General features: G+C 67.8%; 15 protein-coding genes and 1 pseudogene. 12 read left to right on the top strand and 4 right to left on the bottom strand.

The window, feature by feature from the left end; genetic code table 11:
• Positions 1–101: 101 nt before the first annotated feature.
• Entirely contained in the window at positions 102–1,328 is a 1,227-nt protein-coding gene (locus tag GA0070610_RS05200) for a DNA sulfur modification protein DndB (protein WP_172896405.1), read from the bottom strand.
• 198 nt (positions 1,329–1,526) lie between these two features.
• On the opposite strand from GA0070610_RS05200, the gene GA0070610_RS05195 reads away from it, so the two are divergent.
• From GA0070610_RS05195 to GA0070610_RS05180, 4 genes are all read left to right on the top strand, one after another.
• Positions 1,527–3,644 carry an N-6 DNA methylase gene (locus tag GA0070610_RS05195; RefSeq protein WP_172896403.1) on the top strand — a complete coding sequence of 706 codons (2,118 nt, stop codon included), beginning with the start codon at positions 1,527–1,529 and terminating at the stop codon, positions 3,642–3,644.
• Positions 3,641–5,689: a type I restriction-modification system subunit M gene (locus tag GA0070610_RS05190; RefSeq protein WP_088998962.1), complete on the top strand. Its 2,049-nt coding sequence runs from the start codon at positions 3,641–3,643 to the stop codon at positions 5,687–5,689. The genes GA0070610_RS05195 and GA0070610_RS05190 overlap by 4 nt, the downstream gene beginning before the upstream one ends.
• Complete coding sequence (locus GA0070610_RS05185) at positions 5,686–7,023, top strand: restriction endonuclease subunit S (RefSeq protein ID WP_088998961.1); 1,338 nt, start codon at positions 5,686–5,688, stop codon at positions 7,021–7,023. The genes GA0070610_RS05190 and GA0070610_RS05185 overlap by 4 nt, the downstream gene beginning before the upstream one ends.
• A 259-nt stretch (positions 7,024–7,282) precedes the next feature.
• Entirely contained in the window at positions 7,283–8,545 is a 1,263-nt protein-coding gene (locus GA0070610_RS05180) for an IS701 family transposase (RefSeq protein WP_157747288.1), read from the top strand.
• 136 nt (positions 8,546–8,681) lie between these two features.
• On the opposite strand, the gene GA0070610_RS05175 is transcribed toward GA0070610_RS05180, so the two are convergent.
• Positions 8,682–9,461: a GntR family transcriptional regulator gene (locus GA0070610_RS05175; protein WP_088998959.1), complete on the bottom strand. Its 780-nt coding sequence runs from the start codon at positions 9,459–9,461 to the stop codon at positions 8,682–8,684.
• Between the two features lie 192 nt (positions 9,462–9,653).
• Between GA0070610_RS05175 and GA0070610_RS30320 the strand changes: the two genes are divergently transcribed.
• The 8 genes from GA0070610_RS30320 (at position 9,654) to GA0070610_RS05140 (ending at position 20,000) form a co-directional block, all read left to right on the top strand.
• Complete coding sequence (locus GA0070610_RS30320) at positions 9,654–9,800, top strand: hypothetical protein (RefSeq protein ID WP_157747034.1); 147 nt, start codon at positions 9,654–9,656, stop codon at positions 9,798–9,800.
• Positions 9,797–11,026, top strand: coding sequence for a helix-turn-helix domain-containing protein (locus tag GA0070610_RS05170; protein ID WP_231925915.1), 1,230 nt, complete (start codon positions 9,797–9,799; stop codon positions 11,024–11,026). Before GA0070610_RS30320 ends, GA0070610_RS05170 begins: the two co-directional genes overlap by 4 nt.
• 64 nt (positions 11,027–11,090) lie before the next feature.
• On the top strand, positions 11,091–11,558 hold the full coding sequence (locus tag GA0070610_RS05165) for a hypothetical protein (RefSeq protein ID WP_231925914.1): 468 nt from the start codon (positions 11,091–11,093) through the stop codon (positions 11,556–11,558).
• Positions 11,555–11,908: a hypothetical protein gene (locus GA0070610_RS05160; protein ID WP_088998958.1), complete on the top strand. Its 354-nt coding sequence runs from the start codon at positions 11,555–11,557 to the stop codon at positions 11,906–11,908. Before GA0070610_RS05165 ends, GA0070610_RS05160 begins: the two co-directional genes overlap by 4 nt.
• A gap of 459 nt (positions 11,909–12,367) precedes the next feature.
• Complete coding sequence (locus tag GA0070610_RS05155; RefSeq protein ID WP_088998957.1) at positions 12,368–14,536, top strand: AIPR family protein; 2,169 nt, start codon at positions 12,368–12,370, stop codon at positions 14,534–14,536.
• Entirely contained in the window at positions 14,533–17,706 is a 3,174-nt protein-coding gene (locus tag GA0070610_RS05150; RefSeq protein ID WP_088998956.1) for a type I restriction endonuclease subunit R, read from the top strand. The genes GA0070610_RS05155 and GA0070610_RS05150 overlap by 4 nt, the downstream gene beginning before the upstream one ends.
• Before the next feature lie 37 nt (positions 17,707–17,743).
• Positions 17,744–19,333, top strand: coding sequence for a serine/threonine-protein kinase (locus GA0070610_RS05145; RefSeq protein WP_231925913.1), 1,590 nt, complete (start codon positions 17,744–17,746; stop codon positions 19,331–19,333).
• A gap of 211 nt (positions 19,334–19,544) precedes the next feature.
• Entirely contained in the window at positions 19,545–20,000 is a 456-nt protein-coding gene (locus GA0070610_RS05140; RefSeq protein WP_197697794.1) for a nucleotide triphosphate diphosphatase NUDT15, read from the top strand.
• Position 20,001: 1 nt separating this feature from the next.
• Here GA0070610_RS05140 and GA0070610_RS05135 read toward each other — a convergent pair whose 3' ends face one another.
• A complete protein-coding gene (locus GA0070610_RS05135; protein WP_392567314.1) occupies positions 20,002–20,589 on the bottom strand; it encodes a 5'-methylthioadenosine/S-adenosylhomocysteine nucleosidase family protein in 588 nt (195 codons plus the stop codon).
• A pseudogene (locus GA0070610_RS31890) lies at positions 20,581–21,059 on the bottom strand (IS5/IS1182 family transposase); the annotation flags it as partial. The gene GA0070610_RS05135 and the pseudogene GA0070610_RS31890, both read right to left, overlap by 9 nt.

Genomic DNA, 21,059 nt, shown 5'->3' with positions numbered 1-21,059 from the left:
TTGGAGGGAAAGAAGTGACGAGTGGCCGCGCCGCCAGCGAGGGCCGGCGGCGCAACGCACTGCGCCTCGGGCTACGGATGGCAGTTACGCCGACCTGTGGATTACCAGCCGCGGATCTTGCGGCCGCTCTCGGTGTCGGGGTAGAGGATGGCGTCGGCGACCCGACCACCGGAGTCCTTGGCACCACCGCCGAAGTTCAGGGTGCCGGCCGAGTTGGCGCTGGCGGCGACACCGTCCCAGTAGCGGGCCTCCCGCTCCCAGCGGACGCCGGCCAGCAGGTTCAGCAGGTCGGTCTCCGTGAGCGCGGCGCCGGAGGTGGCCCATTCGGTCGCCTGATGCGCGGCGATGCCGATGCCGGCCAGAACGGCGGGGGCCGAGGCAGCGGACCGGGCTGCGAGGTGCGGGTAGAGGTGGGCAAGCAGGGTGCACAGCAACGGTACGACCCGGCGCTCGACCTGCTCGACGCGCACTCCGGCGGGCAGATCGGCCGTACGGACGGTGGACGAGGAGAGGCCGAGCCCGGAACGGCCGTAGATCGCGGTGATGACGAGGACCCGCAACGCGGAGAGAGTGATCAGTTCGGGGTCTGCCTTGGTGAGCTGCCGCTTGCGGGACTGGACGAGCTTGGTGAAGGGAATCATCCTGCCGTCGTGTTCGACCTTGACGGCCTCGGCGATGCGGTGGGCGAGCTGGGTGCCGAGGTCACGCTGGTCCATGGACATGGCGAGGTTCTTCGCCACCGGGACGCCTTCGACGTTGCGGTCGTAGAAGATCTGCCGGGCGTCCTCGACACCGAGCCCCCAGTAGAGCTCGAACGGCAGCCGCACCGCATTCAGCTGCTGGTAGGTGATGCCGTACTGCTCCGGGTCGTCGTTGAGCTCGTGCAGGGCCGTCACCTGGGTCTCGCCGTCAATCGCAACGACCGGAGCCCCGGCAACGAGGGTGATCCTCCGGATGCCACTACCCGGGACCAGTTCTTCACTGACTGCGCCGGGCTCACCGGCCAGCCAGAGGGTGATCGGCGGAGTGGACCAGCCGGAGCCGAAGTCGCCGTTGATGCCGGAGGCGATGTAGCGGGCGTATCCGGCGACGTTCCGGCCCTTCTGGGTCGACTTCAGGGTGCGCTGGACGAGGGAGCGGATTTCCGCGTGACGGCGCAACGCCCCGGATGAGAACTTCATCGCCCGCTTGTCCTCCTCCGCCTTCGGAGAGGGGACGAGCTGCAACAGCGCAGGCAGCCCGACCGTGCCGATCACTGCGTCAGTGCGGAAAGGAGTGACGGTCAGCTGGATGCCCTCGACGGCAGCGGTCGGCATGGTGATGGACAACGGAGAGTCCTCCTGGAGGGGGTGGCAGGCCCGGGTTGAACACACGGGCATGGGATCTACGGCGGAACGATCAAGACGACTCGCGCCGATGAAAGCAACCCTAGCACAAGTTTCACTGAAAGCACTGTCAAACACTCTAACCGCATTCGGCTTCGTGTAGGGTGATCGACGAACAGCAGCACAACCGACAGGACGCCCATGCCGCAGCCCACCCAGGTGACAGCCGCCGAGATCTCCCGGCTGGCTGGCGTCACCCGGGCGACCGTGAGCAACTGGCGCAGGCGTCATCCCGACTTCCCCGCCCCTTCGGGCGGCACGGAGTCGAGTCCGGCGTACGACCTGGACGCCGTCCGGACGTGGCTATCCGCCCGTGGGCAACTGCCTGCCAGCTCTCCTGCCGACGACCTCCGCGCGGCTCTGAGAACGAACGCGACCGACGTGGCCCACCGAAGCAGACTGTTGCCGCTCGTCGTCGCGGCGAGTCGCATTGCCGACACCGAGGTGCGGCAAGCTGTCGAGCTTCCCGATGATCAGCTGTCCGCATGGGCGCAGAAGTCGAGCCGGTCGTACGCCGATGACGTCCCCGGTGCCGGTGGACTTGCCTTCCGCCCCCGGGAGGCGGAGCTGCTCGCCGCGCTGCTGCGTTGCTGCGTCGAGGAGGGCGCGGCGCAGACGTTGGAGGTGCTGGCCGAGGGCGAGGTCAGTGACGGCAAGACCAGTGGCGCCTACCGGACGCCCCCGCCCGTTGCCGATCTCATGGCGAAGCTTCTCGCCGCCCCCGGCGAGCCCTACCCGGTCCGGATCCTCGACCCTGCTTGTGGTGTCGGCGGCCTGCTCCTGGCTGCGGCCTCGCACGGGGCGCGCGAGCTGTACGGCCAGGACGTGGTGCCCGCGGTGGCTGCGCAGGCCGCCGCTCGCCTCGCCGTCCAGGCCGACGGGACGGTTGCGCAGGTCGTGGCCGGTGACAGCATGCGCGAGGACGCGTTTGCGGCGCTGGCCGCCGATGCGGTGCTCTGCGCTCCGCCCTACGGCCACAGGGACTGGGGTCACGAGGATCTGGCCTACGACCCGCGGTGGATGTTCGGTCTGCCGCCGAAGGGTGAGCCGGAGCTGGCGTGGTTGCAGCACTGCCTCACCCATCTGTCCCCGGGTGGCCAGGCTGTCCTACTCATGCCGCCCGGGGCCGCCTTCCGGCCGGCGGGCCGGCGGATCAGGGCGGAAATGCTCCGCAGCGGAGCGCTGCGAGCCGTCATCGCGCTCCCCCCCGGCGCGGCTCCACCGCTGCACATCTCTCTCCAGCTGTGGCTGCTCGAAAGACCACACCCACAGGCGAAGCTGCCGTCGACCGTCCTGATGGTCGACACAGCCGGCGGCGGAACCGCTGGCGTCGACGACGTGCAAGGTAGGCGGTCCATGTCGGACTGGCCCGCGATCCGCGGCGCGGCGCTCGGTGCCTGGCACGACTTCGGCCGCCATCCCGACGGCTACGATCCGGTGCCGGGCGTCGCGCGGGCCGTCCCGGTCGTCGACCTGCTCGACGAGTCGGTCGACCTGAGCCCTGCCCGCCACGTTCTCGCCGCGCCGGTCCCCGCGAACCCCGACGAGCTCGCCGAGATGGCGTACGAGTTGAAGAGCCGGTTGCGACTGGCAGCCACCGGGCTGGTGGCCCTCAGCGGCGGACAGTCCTGGCCTCCCGCTGGCGCCGATGCACGGTCCTGGCGCACCGCGAGCGTCGCCGACCTGCTAAGGGGCGCCGCTCTCACACTGCTCCGCGCGCCGGCGACGGTCCGCAGTTCGGGCCCTGTTCTGCAAGATTCGGATTCGCCCCGGACACTCACCGCCCGGGACGTGGTGTCCCGCAGGCCAGCCTCGGGTGCCGCCGAGGAGTCCCGCTCGGACGAGGACGTCGCAATCGAGGCGGGTGATGTCATCCTTCCCGAGATGCTGCACGAGGGTGTGAGCACCGCCCGCGTCGCCGATGCCCGCGACGCCGGCCACCTCCTCGGACGGCACCTCCACCTGCTGCGTCCCGACCCGACCCGCCTGGATCCGTGGTTCCTGGCCGGCTTCCTGGCGGCGGAGGACAATCTCAGCGCAGCATCAACCGGCACCACCGTGGTCCGGGTCGACCCCCGACGCCTGCGGATTCCGCTGCTGTCGCTTGCCGAGCAGCAGCGGTACGGCAAGGCGTTCCGCCAGCTCCATGCGCTTCGCGTCGCGGCCGACATCGCCAACCGCCTCGCCGACGAGACCGCCCGCACTCTTTCCGCCGGCCTGACCGGCGGTGCACTGCTCCCACCGGAAGGATCACGTTGAACAGCAGTAAGCACGCCGAGCTGGCGAACCACGCCTGGTCGGTCGCCGACCTTCTGCGCGGCGACTACAAGCAGTCCGACTACGGCAAGGTGATCCTGCCGTTCACGGTGCTGCGCCGGCTGGAGTGCGTCCTGGAACCCACGCGGGCCAAGGTGCTGACGGAGTACGACCGTTTCAAGGGCCAGGATGTGGACGTCTCGCGGTTCCTGCGCCGCGCGTCCGGGCACAGCTTCTACAACGTGAGCGGCTACACGTTGAAGTCGATCGCCAACGACTCCAACCAGGCCGCGAAGCACCTACTCGCCTACGTCGGCGCGTTCTCCGGCAACGCGCAGGAGGTGATGGAACGCTACGAGTTCGCTCAGCAGGTGCGGCGGCTCGACAGCGCCGGCCTGCTCTACCGGGTGGTCGGCCGCTTCGCCGACCTCGACCTGCACCCTCACCGGCGCGACAACAAGACCGGCGAGGTGATCCTCGGCAAGGATGGCAAGCCTGTCCCGAACGTCACGAACCACCAGATGGGGTACGTCTTCGAGGAGCTGATCCGGCGCTTCGCCGAGCAGTCCAACGAGACCGCCGGTGAGCACTTCACCCCGCGCGAGGTCATCGAGCTGATGGTGAACCTGCTCGTCGCCCCCGACGACGACGCGCTGAGCGTCCCGGGCACCTCCCGGACGGTGCTGGACCCGGCCTGCGGCACCGGCGGCATGCTGTCGGCGGCCGAGGAGCACATCACCAGGCTCAACCCGTCCGCGACGGTCACCGTCTTCGGCCAGGAGCTGAATCCGGAGTCCTGGGCGATCTGCCGCTCCGACATGATGATCAAGGGTCAGGACCCGGACAACATCAAGTTCGGCAACTCGTTCAGCGACGACGGCCACCGCGGCAAGCACTTCGACTACCTGCTGGCCAACCCGCCGTTCGGCGTGGAATGGAAGAAGGTCAAGCCCGAGGTCGAAGACGAATACGAGACGCTCGGCGAGAGCGGCCGGTTCGGCGCCGGCCTGCCCCGGATCAACGACGGCTCGCTGCTCTTCCTTCAGCACATGATTTCAAAGATGAAGCCGGTCACCGCCGACGGCAGGGGCGGCAGCCGCATCGCGATCGTCTTCAACGGCTCCCCCCTTTTCACCGGGGCGGCCGAGTCGGGCGAGTCCCGCATCCGGCGGTGGATCCTGGAGAACGACTGGCTCGAAGGCATCGTCGCCCTGCCCGACCAGCTCTTCTACAACACCGGCATCTCCACGTACTTCTGGATCCTCACCAACCGCAAGGCCAGGGACCACCGGGGCAAGGTCGTCCTGCTGGATGCCCGCGACCAGTTCGCCAAGATGCGCAAGTCGCTCGGCGACAAGCGCAAGTTCGTCACACCAGACCAGATCAAGGACATAACCCGGCTGTACGGGGAGGCGCTCGACGCCGCCCGCAACCCCGAGCACCCGCAGCACGGCAAGGTGAAGGTCTTCGCCAACGAGGACTTCGGCTACCGCCGGATCACCGTCGAACGCCCGCTGAAGCTCCGCTTCGAGGTCACCGAGGAGACGCTGACCGCGCTGGCCGCCTCGAAGCCGATCCAAAAGGTGTCGGACGCCGACGCGCTGGCAACCACGTTGAAGCCGCTGGTCGGGCAGGTGTGGCCGACGAAGCGGGCGGCGTGGGACGCGCTGCGCAAGACGATGGCCGAGGCCGGCGCGCCCTGGCCCACCGGCACCCCCTTCCAGAAGGCGATGCGGGACATCGTCGGGGTGCGCGACCCCGAGGGCGAAGTGCAGCTCGTCAAGGGCGAGCCCGAGCCGGACGCGGAGCTGCGCGACTACGAGAACGTGCCGCTGGACGAGGATGTCGAGGAATACCTGCGCCGCGAGGTGCTCCCCCACGTTCCAGACGCCTGGATCGACCACGAGAAGACCAAGATCGGGTACGAGATCCCCTTCACCCGCCACTTCTACGTCTACAAGCCCCCGAGGCCGCTCGCGGAGATCGACGCGGAGTTGAAGGCGCTGGAGGCCGAGATCCAGGCGCTCCTGGGCGAGGTAACCAAGTGACCCAGACTCAAATCGCGCCCTGGCTTGCCAACTCGCGATGGCCCACGGTACCGATCAGGTTCCTCGCCCGGTTGGGGACCGGGCACACCCCGAGCCGGAGCGTCCCTGGCTATTGGGAGAACTGCTCCATCCCCTGGATCACGTTGGCTGACGTCTGGCAGCTTCGCAACGGCAGTACGGACGTCATCATGGACACCAAGGAAAAGATCAGCGAGGTTGGTCTTGCGAACTCTGCTGCGGTCAAGCACCCAGCGGGCACCGTCATTCTGTCCAGGACAGCCTCGGTTGGCTTTTCGGCGATCATGGGCGCTGATATGGCCACCAGCCAGGACTTCGCGACATGGACTTGCGGCCCGGACTTAGATCCCCGCTACCTGTTACACGCCCTGCGAGCGATGGCCAACGACCTCAAACGAGTCGCGGCCGGCTCTACACACAAAACAATCTACATGCCCGATATCGAACAGTTGAGGATCCCGACGCCCCCGATAAAGGAGCAACACCGCATCACCGACTTCCTGGACGCCGAAACCGCATATATCGACAGACTTGTAGCGGATCGGACGCAACAGCGCGCCCTTTTGGAAGAGCGCTCGTATGCAGAGGTCTCCGAGGCACTGCTACCTGGCGTACTCACCGCAGCGAGGGGGAGGGCGCCATGGCCTTGGCTGCCCAACATGCCCGAAGACCACCCCCTGGTACGACTCGGTTACGTGTGTCGATTGCAGAATGGGTTGACCGTTGACGGCAACCGCGACGTGGGTGGCGACGCCGTGACTCGCCCTTACCTACGGGTGGCGAACGTGCAAGCCGGTTACGTGGACCTTGCGAACGTCACTGAAGTGACCGTGTCGCGCGAAATTGCAAAGCGGTGCATGCTGCGCACTGGCGATGTTCTAATGACGGAGGGCGGAGATCTAGATAAGCTCGGCCGAGGCACCGTATGGAATGGCGAACTACCCAACTGTCTGCATCAAAATCATGTCTTCGCACTTCGCCCTGAGTTGGACCGGCTCGATGGCGACTACCTGGCGCTCATGACTCAGACCCTGCATGGACGGTGCTATTTCGAGAGCACGGGTTCAAGAACAACCAACCTGGCCTCGACAAACAGCAGCAAGATCTTAAGTTTCCCCATGCCGCTGCCGCCTGTTATACGCCAACGCGAACTAGTGCGAAGTGTCCGCAACCGGCTCGACGCCATCGCCCGTTTGCGGCGGGAGCTGGATCATCAGCTTGCGCTACTCACCGAGCGTCGCCAAGCACTGATCACTGCCGCTGTCACTGGCCAGATCGACATGTCCACCGCCAGCGGACGAGGAATCGAGGGCTGAGCCTGCCGCCGGGACTGCGTCTACGCGTTCCCGCCGCGCGACGGGGTTGCAGAAGGGGGTTCATTTGGGCTTGCCAGAAGAGCGCCCGCCTCGAACTTAGTACGGCAGCCGCCGTTTGAGATCTTGCTGGTGAAGCGGGGTGGACGCGAGGCGGCCACCGCGTGATCGTCTGTGCGTTGTGGACACAACATCAGATCTGGCGGTGGCCGCGTGTCACAGCGTAGCCGTTGGTCGGTGGGAGCGGGTGCTGGCCGAGGTGCTGGGCTGCTTCGCGGGCCGGTTCGGGCGGGTGGAACCGCGTCGGGCGGCGGGGCAGTTCGTGACTGGACTGCTCTCCGATCTTGAGGTCAAGACGTGCTGGCAGTTGGCCGAGCAGGCCGGACACGCCCGGCCGGATGCGATGCAAAGGTTGTTGTACCGGGCGGTGTGGGACGCCGACGCCGTCCGGGACGACCTGCGGCAGTTGATCACCGCCCGGTTCGGTGGTCCGGATGCGGTCCTGGTCATCGACGACACCGGTGACCTGAAGAAGGGCGTTCACACGGTCGGGGTGCAGCGGCAGTACACCGGCACCGCTGGGCGGATCGAGAACAGCCAGGTCGGGGTGTTCCTGGGCTACGCCGGCGCCGACGGGCACACCCTGATCGACCGACGGGTGTATCTGCCGGCGTCGTGGACCGCCGACCGGGACCGCTGCCAAGCAGCTGGCGTGCCCGACGAGGTCGGGTTCGCCACCAAGCCCGAGCTGGCCGCCGAGATGATCACCGACGCTCTGGACGCCGGAGTGCCGGCGGGCTGGGCCGCCGCGGACGAGGCTTACGGCAACAGCGCCGCCTTCCGCGCTGGCCTGCGCGAACACGAGATCGGCTATGTCTTGGCCGTGTCCCGCAGCCACCTGGTCCCGCTCGACGGCGGTAAGACCCGCGTCCGCGCCGACCGGGTGGCCGGCGACCTACCCGCCACGGCCTGGCAACGCCGATCGGCCGGCGCCGGATCCAAGGGACCGCGCTTCTACGACTGGGCCTGGCTCGACGATGTCTGCACCGACGCCGACCCCGACGACGACGGCCGACACAGCCTCCTGATCCGCCGCAACACCACCACCGGTGAGCTGGCCTTCTACCGCTGCTGGACCCCCAGACCGGCCACCCTCGCCCAACTCGTCCGGGTCGCGGGCATCCGCTGGACCGTCGAAGAAGCCTTTCAGGCCGCCAAGAGCCAGGTCGGCCTGGACCAGCACCAGGTCCGCCGCTGGAACTCCTGGCACCGCTTCACCACCCTCGCCCTGGCCGCCCTCGCCGTCCTGACGATCTGCGCCGCCGACGCCACCGACGGCCCAACCGACACCGGACTGATCAAACTCACCGTCAACGAGATCCGCCGCCTGATCAACACCTGCATCATCCGCCCGATCAGCGACCTCACCCACCGTCTGCACTGGTCAGGCTGGCGCCGCCAGCATCAAGCCCGAGCCCGACGATCGCACTACACACGCCGACTCAGCCTCGAACTCCAGCCATGATCCCGAACGGCGGCTGCCGTATTAGGACCTAGATCGTAACGTTGGGCAGTCGGCTCAGCGTGACCATCCGGTCCAGTTGCTTCGCCGCAGCAACGTCCGGCCCGCCCAGCCCTCCGTCCGGTGAAACGAGGGATTCCTACCCGCCGGATGGCGTCCACGGGTCGATGGGCATCTCGTAGACGAGCCGGTACCTGCCGCCAGGGAACACGATATCGGCCGTCTCGACGGCGGCTTGGCCAGCGTAGTAGGTGCGCTCGACAGAGATCACCCACATGCCGCCGCGTCTGTCGAGTTCGAGGGCTTCGACCTCGTCGGGCATCGCCGGTCGGGTGATGACCTCCTCGACAAAGCGATCGATGGCCACGCCGATGGAGTCCATGCGGGCCACCACGCCGATGATCGGCCCTTGCTCCGGGTACTCAACGGGGGTGCCGCCCGTGATGGTCAACGGTTCGTACGAGTCGGCGAGCTGGATTGGGGTGTCGTCGGCGAGGTACCGGTATTTGGTATGCATGACCATGTCGCCGGGCTGGATGCCGAGTCGTTCGGCAATAGGGGCCGACGCCCGAACCTTACGGCTGTCGGCCTCCCAACTCGGTCGCTTGCCTGCGGCTTCACTGTCGCGGGCGAACGGTGACGTGCTGCCAATGCGCTTGCGCATGTCCCGGGAGTGGGCGCGGCGCACAAGCCGCGTCCGGTCGCGGACAAAGTTCCCGGACCCGCGTCGACCCTCGATGAGCCCTTCGCTGCGAAGCAGCGTGAGGGCATGCTTGATGATTGTGGTTGAGAAGCCCCACCGCTTCTGGAGCTCCTTCTCCGTGGGGAGTTTGTCGCCGGGACCCAGTTCACCGGAGAGGATCCGCGAGCGCAGGTCGTCCACGACGCGCTGGTAGTTCGGCGGTTCCTTGCTGGTCATGGGTAGCCCCTTCAACCGACGCACTTGCTGACGCCAAGTCGACCATGCAGCTGTGGGCGCAGCAAACGGGGTGTCTTCATCGGAACCAATGTTAGTGCATGTTTGCGCTTCCGATCTTCCGAGTAAGTGCGCTAACTTCTCCCTAGTGCCACAGGCCAGGTCGCCATCGATCCAGGAAGGAGAAGGGTTCTCGTGATTCCCGAAGTCCTGTCGATCGTGTTCGGTGGCCTGGTGCCGGGCTTTCTGCTCGGGCTGCTCGCGTTCAAGGTCAAGTCCCGGTGGTGTCCTCGCTGTGGCGAGTCCACCGACGCCATGCGGCCGGCGGAGCGGGAGCGGTGACCGGGCCGGACCGGGCTGGCAACGAGCTGCCGATCGGGCGGCGGGTGGCGCAGTTGCGGGCGCGTCGGGGCATGAGCCAGCAGGTCTTCGCCGACCGGATTCGCAAGTCGAAGAGCTGGGTGGACAAGGTGGAGCGTGGGGTGCGTACCCTCGACCGCCTTTCGGTGATCGAGACGGTCGCCGGGGCCCTCGGCGTCGCGCCGACCGTGCTGCTCGCCGGCAAGGCCCAGCGGGCCCCGGCCGCCGACACCGGCGGCGCCGTGGAGGGAATACGGACGGCGCTGGCCCGCTACGACCTGCCCGGCTCCGGCAGCGACGGCCAGTCGCCGTCGGTGCAGGAGCTTGACCACCAGGCGGGGTACGCGTGGACGGCGTACCGCAACGGACACCTCCCCCAGGTGTTGCGGATGCTGCCCGACCTGCTCAGCGACAGCCGCCACACGTGCCACCCGCAGGTGGGGCACGCGTCCGCCGCCGAGGTGCTGGTGCGGGTGTACCGCCTCGCCGCCCAGGTCCTGGTCAAGCTCGGCGAGGCCGACCTCGCCTGGCTGGCGGCCGACCGGGCGATGAGCGCTGCCGGGGGCGATCCCCGGCAGGCCGGCCTCGCGGCGGTCTCCCTCGCGCAGGCGCTCCGGGCCCTGCGGCGGGGTCGGCTGGCGATGACCGCCGCCCTCACCGCCGTACACCATCTCGACCTGGCACGGTCCGGTAACGGCCCGGCGGACGAACCCGCCCTGACGGGGACTCTGCTGATCGAAGCCGCTCTCGCCGCCGCCGCGTGCGGAGACGCCGTCGCCGTAGGCGACCTCATCGAGCGTACGGCTCGCCTCGCCGCCGTCCACGACGAGCGGCACCATCGCGACCACGACGGCGTCGGGTTCGGCCCCACCATCGTCGAACTCGCCCGCACCCTGACCGCCATGCGCCTCGGCGACCATCGTGAGGCCGTCACCGTCCACCGCCGGGCCACCGGCGGCGATGCCTGGCACCTGCTCCCCGCCGAGCACCGGGCCGCCCACCTGATCGACATCACCCGCGCCCACCTGGACCTCGGCGACCCCTGCGCCGCCGGCCGCGCCCTGGTCACCGCCGACACCATCGCCCCCGCCGAGATCCGCCTCCGCCCCGCGGCGCGCACCGCGCTGACCGCCGTGCTCCGCGCCAACTCCCCCGCCGCCGACGTGACCCGCCTGGCCGCCACCGTCGGCCTGACCCGCCAGCCCTGACCCCCTCGACTCACCGGCTTCACTTATGGCGACATTCCGCTACTTCTGAAGTAGTGTTGATGTCATGTCGATGCCCTTGGAGTCGGTGCCGTTCTCAGAGCTGCTGCGTCAGCCGGCAGAGACGGCCGAACGGCTGTCCCGCGCTCGCGCGGTGCGGCTGCGGCGCCGTGACGCCGCTGACCTGGTGCTAATGTCCGCCGACCGGGCGGCGGCCGAAGGCGAAGTGGTAGACCTGACGGCCCGACTGCTGGCCAGTGTGGCGCGCCGGGACCCGGCCCTGGTGCGTGAGGCGCTGCCCACCGTGCTTCCCTGGGTGCGGTTCCTGCCGCCGGGGGACGTCGAGCAGATGGCTGACGAATTCGTCGCCACGGCGGAGGCAGCCGCCGCGATGGGTAATACCGCAGCGGTGTCGCAGCTGCTCGCTGAATGGCGGCACACCGCCGAAATCCACGCGGACCCTGATCTACACCGGATCCTGGGCACATCGAGCACCGGTGACTTCGGGCCAGTAACGCGCCCGGCCGGCGAGTGAGCGCGAAGCGAGGCGACCGGGCCGCACCGCCACCACGACCCGGCGGCTACACCCTGCGATTCGCCACCAATGACGCGGCCAAAGGCTGGGAGGAGCTGTGCCGCCTGGCCCCAGCCAACACTCGCGCCGCCTTCGACGCCATCGAGTCCGACCCTTGCCCCTCCCCACCGAGCAGCCGCCAGCACCCCCTCAAAGGCTCCCTCAGCAGCGCTGGACACAACGGGAAGACGCTGCCGCAGTGGCAGTACGAGGTCACGGCCGGCGGGCGCATCTGGTATCTGCCCGACCACGACACCCGCACCTGCTGGATCAAGCATGCCGGCACCGGGCACCCCAAGGCCACCGACTAACTCTGGCTGACGGGCGACGTGGAAGGCGCGGAGCTGAGAACCATTGCGGCCGGAACGCTGATACCTTCGAGGCATAAAGATACCTCTGCGGTATCAGGCGAGTGGACTATACCGCCACCGAACTCCGGCGCAGCCCATCATGGTTCATGAAACAGCCCGTCGCGGCTTCCCCCGGCCGCAGCCATCGGCCGACCTGGAATGACCACGGCGCAAGCCATCAGCTTGATTTCCGACAGGCCGTCCTGAGCCGTAACGCAGGTCCGCGCCTGGCGCTACGATAGGTGGCGCACGCGCCTCAAGATCAGTTTCTCGGCGATCGAGGCGCGTCACGCCGCGCGGGGACGGTCCGGCCCGGCAGAGAGGGAAGGCCCTTCCGCCCTTCTACACCCCCGGCGCGCATTCGGGCCGTCCAGCACAGCGTGTGACGGCGACGGTGACGGTCTGCAGTGAGGTAGTCGAGTGAGCGCAAACCCCGCGACGTCCGGTGCGTCCCCATACGATGCGACTCCCAGGACACAGGTCCGACAGGTACGGGATGCGCTACTGCGGGAATTCGACGGGCTGATCGACGTCGAGGATCTCGCCAACAAGTCAGCCGCCGATCGCGAGCAGGCCTTCCTGTCGAGGGCCCTGGCCGCGCTGACGGTCCGCGACCTGACCGGCTGCGACTCGGCCGCCGCCGCCGAGGCGGTCATCGATGGCCGGGACGACATCGGCATTGATGCGGTGGCGATCGACAAGAATGCGTCGCACCTCTGGCTGATCCAGTCAAAGTGGAGTGACAGCGGCAAGGGGAAGTTCGCCGTTGCCGACGCGCTCAAGTTTATCGAGGGCCTTCGTTGCATTGATGCGCGCAGGTTCGACCGCTTCAACGTGCGGTTCCAGAACCTCGCGGACCAGGTGACCGCCGTACTCAGCCACCGGGGGTCGAAGATTACCCTGGTACCCACCGTGATGCGGACCGATCCACTCGCGGCCGACGTCGTGCAGCGACTCTCCGACGCGCAGGAGGAGTTCAACCAGTTCGGCAACATCCTCGACCAGCGCATCTACCTGGCCCGTGACATCTGGGAGGTGGTCCGCAACGACTTCGCCGAGCCCTCCATCCGATTGACCGCCAGGATGCAGGACTGGATCAGGATCACCGAGCCCTACGAGGCGTTCCAGGGGATCGTCTCGGTCGCCGACATAGCCGAGTGGTACGACAACCACGAGGACCGCCTCTTCGACCGCAACATCCGGAAGTCGCTCGGCATCACGCAGGTCAACCAAGGTCTGATTGACACGCTCACCGCCGACCCGCACAACTTCTGGTTCTTCAACAACGGAATCACGGTGCTCTGCGACACGGTGGATCCCGAATACTTCCAGCGCGGGGCAAGGCGATCGCCGGTCACGCTCACGCTGGACGGGGCCAGCGTGGTGAACGGCGCGCAGACCGTCCACGCGATCCACCGGGCGTTTCGCAAGGACCCTGAGGCGGTCGCTGAAGGCTACGTGACCGTCCGGGTCATCTCGCTGAGGAACTGCCCGGCGGGCTTCGCCGACGCGGTGACCACGGCCACGAACACCCAGAACCGGGTGGAGCGGCGCGACTTCGTCGCTCTCGATCCCGTGCAGAGGCGCATCAAACAGGACTTCCTCCTCTCGCTTCAGAAGACCTATACGGTGCAGCGCGGTGAGCCGGAGCCCTCAGCGGAGAACGGGTGCTCGGTGGAGGTCGCAGCCATCGCGCTGGCCTGCGCGCACCGCAACTCTGATCTCGCCGTCCGGGCCAAACTCGGCGCGGACCTGCTGTGGGAGGATGGCTCCCAGGGCGCTTACCACCTGTTGTTCAACGTCCAGGACCAACCATCCGCCTACCAGATCTGGCGCAGCGTCCTCGTCCTGCGGGAGGTCGATGCCACGCTCCGCCGCACCGCGAAGGACCGTCAGGCACGAGCCGAGGCGATCGTAGAGCGCGGAAACCGGCTGATCGCCCACATCGCCTTCCAACACCTGGACCTCGACGGCATCGACGAACCCGACACCGACTGGGACGCGATCCTGGCTCAGGTGCCGAAGGTGGTCGAGCGCGCCACAGACTGGCTCGTTCATCATGTCGACGCCGAGTTCAAGAAGCAGTTGGTGTCCAGCACGCTTGCCGAACCCGAGCCCTGTCGCACCCTCGCCGGCCTGGTGCTGAGAGATCTGCAGAGCGGCGCCCCGGTTCCTGACCTGCCGCAGGAATACCGCCCGGTGAAGAGCGCCCCCAGACAGCGCCGGCGCAATGCCGTCCCCACCCTGGTCGATGCCAACCGACTTGCTGAGGGCACACCACTGACGTTTCGGGCAATCGGGCAGTCCGAGCGGGACGCATTGGCCGCCTGGCTCGCGGCCGACCCGAGTCGGGGGGCCGCGACCTGGGTCAACCAACGGGTGCGACCGCTACTCTGGGCGGCCGACGGGAAGCGCTACTCCCCGTCCGGGCTGGTGCAGAAGATGTGGCAGTTGGCGGAGTGGAGCAAGGCGCCCGTCGCGGCCCAGGGACCTGCCCGATGGTGCGACGCGGAGGGGAAATCCCTGTGGAGGCTGGCACTGGACACCCGGAACGAGCACGACCTCGGCGACCTTGACGAGGACGCATGAGCCCCGTCCATCACGAGTCGGTCTTCGGGGACGCGATCGTCGCCGCCCTCCTCGCCAACGGCTGGGAGCGCGGCGACACCGCTGACTACCGCCCCGACCTCGCCCTGGACACCGCCCAGCTGTTCACCTTCATCGGCGCCACCCAGGCCGCCGAGTGGAAGGAGCTGGTCGCCTTCTACGGCGACGACCAGGACGCCGCGCAGCGCGGCTTCGTCAAGCGCCTCGACAGGGCCATCGCCGACGACGGGCTGCTCGACGTGCTCCGCAGAGGCGTGAAGGACCAAGGGGTGCGAATCCGGGTCGCGTACTTCAAGCCGTCGTTCGTGGAGTCCGACGCCATTCTCGCCGACTACCGGCGCAACCGGCTCACCGTCGTGCGTGAGCTGGCGTATGCCACCAAGCAGGCCGACCGGGGCAACCGGCTGGACCTCGTGCTGTTTCTCAACGGCATCCCGGTGGCCACGGCGGAGCTGAAGAACCCGTTGACCGGCTCCGGCGTCGAGCATGCCAAGGAGCAGTACCGCACCGACCGGGACCCGACCGAGCTGATCTTCTCGCGGCGGGTGATCGCCAACTTCGCCGTCGACCCCGACCTGGTCTTCGCCACCACCCAACTGCGCGGCAAGCCGACCCGGTTCCTACCGTTCAACACCGGCTCGGCGGGTCCGGGCCAGCCGGGCGGCAGGGGCAACCCGCCGGCCACCGAGTACGGGAAGTACGCCACCTCCTACCTGTGGGAGGAGATCTGGCAGCGGGACAACTGGCTCGACCTGCTGGAGCGCTTCGTCCACCTGCACAAGGAGAAGGGCGCGGACGGGCGTACCCGAAGGTCCCTGATTTTCCCCCGCTACCACCAATGGCATGCCGTGCAGAAGCTGACGGCGCACGCGGCGCGGCACGGTGCGGGGCACAACTACCTGATCATGGCCTCGGCGGGGTCGGGCAAGTCGAACACCATCGCCTGGCTCAGCCACCGCCTGTCGTCCCTGCACGCCCACAGCGACCTGGCCGGGTTGGACCCGGCGGCGGTCGAGGCCGGCCTCAAGCCGGGCTCCCCCGTCTTCGACAAGGTCATCATCATCACCGACCGCCGGAACCTCGACGCCCAGCTGCGCGCGACGGTCGGCAGCTTCGAGCAGACCGCCGGCCTGGTGGTGCCGATCGACGAGAACCAGGGCTCGAAGTCCGAGCAGCTCGCCAAGGTGCTGTCCCGCGAGATGGGCAAGATCGTCACCGTCACGCTGCACACGTTTCCGGCCCTGGTGGACTACCTCAAGCGCAACCCCACCGAGATCCAGGGCCGGCGCTTCGCGATCGTCATCGACGAGGCGCACTCCTCCCAGTCCGGCGAAGCCGCCGGCTCCGTCCGGGAAGTGCTGCGTGACCTGGGCCTCGACGCCGACTCCGACGACCCGGGAGCAACCAGTGCTCCCGCGCCGGCCGGCACCGAGACCAAGCTGAAGGCCAAGGCGCGCAGGCGGCATCGCGCCGCCAACCTCTCCTACTTCGCGTTCACCGCCACCCCCAAGCACAAGACCCTCCTGGACTTCGGCACGCTGGGCGAGGACGGGAAATACCATCCCTTCCACACCTACTCGATGCGGCAGGCCATCGAGGAAGAGTTCATCCTCGATCCGCTGCGCAACTACGTCACCTACGACACCTACTGGAAGCTCGTCAACGGCAACCCCGACGAGCGGAAGGTCGACCGGGCCAAAGCAAACCCGCTGCTGGCCCGGTTCGCGCTCACTCACGACTCGACCGTCGCCCAGCACGCGCAGGTGATCGTCGAGCACTTCCGGACGCACACCGCCGGAAGGCTCGGCGGACGGGCGAAGGCGATGGTGGTCACCGCAGGCAGGCAGCAGGCCGTGCAGATGGCCCGGTCGATCAAGAAGTACCTCGGCGACCTCGGCTACCCCGACCCGGGGGTCCTGGTGGCCTTCTCCGGCACACTCACCTACGACGGGGAGGAAATCACCGAGGCGAAGGAGAACGGGCTGGCGGAAAGTGCGCTGCCGAAGGCCTTCGCGTACACGCGCGCCGACGACAAGGCCGCCCGGGCCGGCGGCGCCGGGCAGCGCGAATACCGGATCCTGGTGGTGGCGGAGAAGTATCAGACCGGCTTCGACCAGCCGCTGCTCACCACGATGTACGTCAACAAGACGCTGACCGGCATCGCCGCCGTGCAGACCCTGTCCCGACTCAACCGCACCGCAGACCGTAAAAGCCAGTCCGACCTGGCGGTGCTGGACTTCGTCAACGACGCGGAGGACATCAAGGAGTCCTTCCGCCCGTACTTCGAGGAAGCCGCCACCCTGCCCTCGGACCCCAACCTGCTCTACACCGCCCAGAGCAGGGTGATGTCCGCGGCGCTCCTCATCGACGACGAGATGGCCACCTTCGCGGCGGCCTGGCTGGCCGCAGACGAACAGGCCGCCGGCAACACGGCGAAGTGGGAGAAGTTGCACGCCGAGCTGTACCGGCACCTCGACCCGGCGGTCACCCGCTTCACTGAGCTGCTGGACAGCGACGACGAAGAAGACCAGGAGACGGCCGAGACCTTCCGGGCCGACCTGAACGACTACGTCCGCAAGTACAGCTTCCTCTCCGGGATCGTCCCCTACGCCGACGCCGAGTTGGAACGCCTCTACCTCTACGGGAGGCACCTGCTCAACCGGCTGCCCCGCCGCGACGACGGTGGCGTGGACATCGGCGAGGTCGATCTCAGCCACCTGCGGGTGGAGAAGACCGGCGAGCACGACGTCAGCCTCCTCCCCGAGGGGCCGGCCGACATGAAGGGCTTCGGCGACGGTTCCGGCGGCGCCAAGGAGTCGGAGAAGTCGCTGCTGTCGGAACTAATCGACCGGTTCAACGCGAAGCACGGCACCGAGTTCACCGAGCAGGACGTCATCAAACCCTTTAACGAGGCGCTCGCCGACCCGAAGGTGCGGCTGGCCGCCGTCGCCAACGACGAGGAGAACTTCGGCCACGTCTTCGACCCGGTCTTCGAGGACAAGATGATGGACCACTTCGACACCACAGCCGATCTGGGGCGCAAGTACTTCGACCCTCAGCAGAACTTCCGCAGCTCCCTCAACCGCAGCGCCCGCAGCGCCGCCTGGCAGATGATCCGACGGCAGGAAGGCGTGGCGGACGACGCGGCCTGACGAGCCGCCACCGTCCAGGGGCACAGGAAGGAGCGGGGTGACAGCGCGGGCAGAGCCGATCGCCGGCCGGTACGAACTGGTCGACGAGATCAAATCCGGCGGGATGGGGCAGGTCTGGCGGGGCTACGACGTTGTCCTCGACCGCGAGGTCGCCGTCAAGCTGATCCGCGCCGACGTCATCGCCTCCGCCGAGCAGGCCGAGGAGTTCGCCAAGCGCTTCCGCCGCGAGGCCCGCGTGACCGCCCGAATCCAACACCACGGCGTCCCACAGGTGTACGACGCGGTGCTCGACAGCTCCTACGACCGTCTCTACCTCGTCATGGAGTACGTTTGTGGCACCTCCCTACGCACCTACATCGATCCCCTCCGACCGCTGCCCGTCGGGTGGGCGACGGCCGTCGCCGCGCAGATCTGCACGGTTCTCTCCCACGCCCACGCCATCCCCGTCGTGCACCGGGACCTGAAGCCCGACAACGTCCTGGTCTCCGACGCTGGCGCGGTCAAGGTGCTCGACTTCGGAATTGCCGCGATCCTCCGCACAGACGTCACCCGCCTCACCGTCACCGGCGGTGTCGTCGGCACACATCACTACATGTCGCCGGAGCAAATTCAGGGTCTACGGATCACCCCGCAGAGCGACCTGTACGCCCTCGGCTGCGTGCTGCACGAACTGCTTGTCGGCAGGACCGTCTTCGACGGCGGCAACGACTTCGAGCTGATGCGACAGCACGTCTCCGAGCCGCCCCTGCCACTGCGCAAGCTGCGGCCGGACGTACCGGAAGCCCTGGAGGAGCTGGTTCTCGAACTCACCGCCAAGGTGCCCGAGCAGCGCCCCCCGGACGCGTACGACGTCTACGAACGGTTGTTGCCGTTCCTCCCCGTGGTGGGATCACCGCCGCCAGCGCCCCAGCACCTTCCGACCGGTGTGCCTGACCCGACGCTGCTGTACCGTCGCCCCAACGCGCCACGGTCACGGCCGGAGAGCCCGTTCGTGCCGGAACCGCGTAACCGCCATGTCCCCTCGCAATCGCCAGCTCACGCCTCTCGGGCGGACCTGCGGGCAGTGCTCAACAAGGCGCTGTCACACTCCGATGACCTGCTGGCTGAGGAGCGGTACACCCAGGCGGCAGAGGCGCTGCAACAAGCCATCAAACCCGCGGCGGCAGCGCTCGGCGTCGAGAATCCCCGCGTCCTTGCCCTACGGCAACGGCGAGCCGCCATCCTGATCATCGGCGGCGACTTCCGTCAGGCGTTGCCGGAGTTCGAAGCCCTGTACTCGGCCTTCAGGCGCACCGGCGGGCCGACCGGTGACGATGCTCTGGCCTGCCTGCGGCAGATCGCGCACTGCCGGGCGGAGCTGGGTCAGGGCACCGTCGCACTGCGCCAGTTCCGCCAGGTGCTGACGCACGTCCGCGCTGCCGAAGGTGACGTGTCCTCCGACGCCTTGGAGCTGCGCCGCAACATCGGCATGCTGCTGCTCGCCGAAGGCAACGTCGGACGGGCGGTGGCCGAACTGATGCCGCTGCACGAAGATCTCTCGCTGCTCTACGGGCCGGACCACGAAGAGGCCCGAGAGATCGCCGACGTCCTGACCCGGCTACGCCGTGCCGGTGGTGCAACGAGTTAGCCACCTCCAGCAGCTGCTGCCGACCCTGCTCGTGTTCTCCTCCTGGGGCAACCTCCACGAGGCCCGGTGTCAACGCGTATGACGGCACCGGCGAGGATCCGGTCCTCACAAGAGCGTTGAAGGGTTTCGCGCCGCGAGGGCCGGGGAGAGGTCAGGTACATTACGTACCGCTTACTTTTGCCGGCAATGATCGGGAAGGATTCTCGGGTCAGTGGACGTACAACCGCCCAGAATTGGAATAGGGGTCTTCGTGCTACGGAACGGCCGCTTTCTGATGGGCCTTCGAAAAGGAGCGCACGGTCAGGGCACCTGGTCGCTGCCGGGAGGCCATCTCGAACACGGGGAGAGCTTCGACGAAGCCGCACAAAGAGAGGTGTGGGAAGAAACAGGCGTTGAAATCCGCAACACCCGCTTCGGGGCGATCACCAACGACTTGTTCGAGGAGAGGCTGCATTACGTGACCATTTGGATGGTCAGCGACTTCCACCACGGAGTAGCGGAGGTACGCGAGCCCGACAAGTTCACCGATCTGCGCTGGGTCGGCACCGACGACCTTCCTGACCCGCTGTTTCATCCCTGGCGACAGCTACTGGGTCAGACCGACCTGGACTCCCTGCTGCGCGATTATCTGCCGACCCCTCAGGGGGCAACCCTTTCAGCCAGGTAACCTAGCCCGTCAGGCCACCCTGGCGGAGCGTGTGGGACAGGAACTGCGCGGCGTTCCGAGCCGCAATCCCCTGTCTCTCCGCCTTGCGGAACCCCTTGGCTCCGTCCGCCCAGTCGCAAATCGCCTTCACCAGGATCCAGTCGATCTTGCGCCGATGCGCGGCCGCGTAGAGTCCCGCTCCTTCCATCTCACCCCCCTCCACCTCTCCCCCGGCCAGTTGCAGCAGACCATCACGGAACGTTCGGTTGTCGACGAGCTTCACGCCGGACACCACCAGACCGAAGTGCACCGTGCACTCGCGCCACGTCACGGCGGCAGCCCGGCACCGGTCGAGGAGCCGGGGCGAAGGGCTCACCCGATCGCCCCGGGGCACGACACTCGTGCGGGTGCCGTTCGAGCCCACTCGCTGCAGGTCGTAGGCCAGGAGCTGGCGCGCCACGAGCACGTCGCCGATCTCCTGGCGTTCAGGGTCGACACCGAAGGCGATGCCGACCATCACCACCGCTCCGGGGTTAAGGGCTGCGATGGCGTCGGTCACGGTGAGTATCGGAACCCGACGGGCCGGCGCCGCTGCACGCCGGTCGGCCATCACCGGCCGCCCGTCGAGCTTCTCGCGATGCCTGAGGTGCGGTAGACGATGGTCGTTGCGGTTGCCGGGCTGCGGGTCGCCGACGGCGATGACCAGGCGGGTGCTGGCGTCGATGCGACCGCAGGTGGTAGTAGCGGTATTCTTGCTCCCGGCCAGCGGTGATCGCGGTGGACCAGCGTCCGTCGACGATCGCGATCTGCTCGACCGGCCGCTTACGCACCGGCGCAGGCCAGCAGCCGCGAGGGTCGATGCCCGGTCGGAGGCGACACCCGAACAGCGGCCGATCTGCCGCATCGTCAGTTGACGCATACCGAACAACACCCGTCCGGCAGTCGAGGCCACTGCGGCCCGGCCGGCCGTCGGCGATGCCGTCACCGCGCTCGGCGACCATCGGACCAGCGACGGAACTGGCGGCTGCAGCCGGTGAACGGGAAGATCCACTCCGGGCGGGCTGCCGAGATCACCTGCAC

Source organism: Micromonospora echinofusca, from assembly GCF_900091445.1.
In the GTDB taxonomy this organism is placed as follows: domain Bacteria; phylum Actinomycetota; class Actinomycetes; order Mycobacteriales; family Micromonosporaceae; genus Micromonospora; species Micromonospora echinofusca.
This window is presented reverse-complemented; position numbering and strand designations above follow the sequence as displayed.

Bases quoted from the DNA above. Each gene is read 5' to 3' on its own strand.
- GA0070610_RS05150 (WP_088998956.1), top strand. From the start codon at position 14,533: ATGAGCCCCGTCCATCACGAGTCGGTCTTCGGGGACGCGATCGTCGCC.
- GA0070610_RS05195 (WP_172896403.1), top strand. From the start codon at position 1,527: ATGCCGCAGCCCACCCAGGTGACAGCCGCCGAGATCTCCCGGCTGGCT.
- GA0070610_RS05165 (WP_231925914.1), top strand. From the start codon at position 11,091: ATGTCGATGCCCTTGGAGTCGGTGCCGTTCTCAGAGCTGCTGCGTCAG.
- GA0070610_RS05175 (WP_088998959.1), bottom strand. From the start codon at position 9,461: ATGACCAGCAAGGAACCGCCGAACTACCAGCGCGTCGTGGACGACCTG.
- GA0070610_RS05135 (WP_392567314.1), bottom strand. From the start codon at position 20,589: ATGGCCGACCGGCGTGCAGCGGCGCCGGCCCGTCGGGTTCCGATACTC.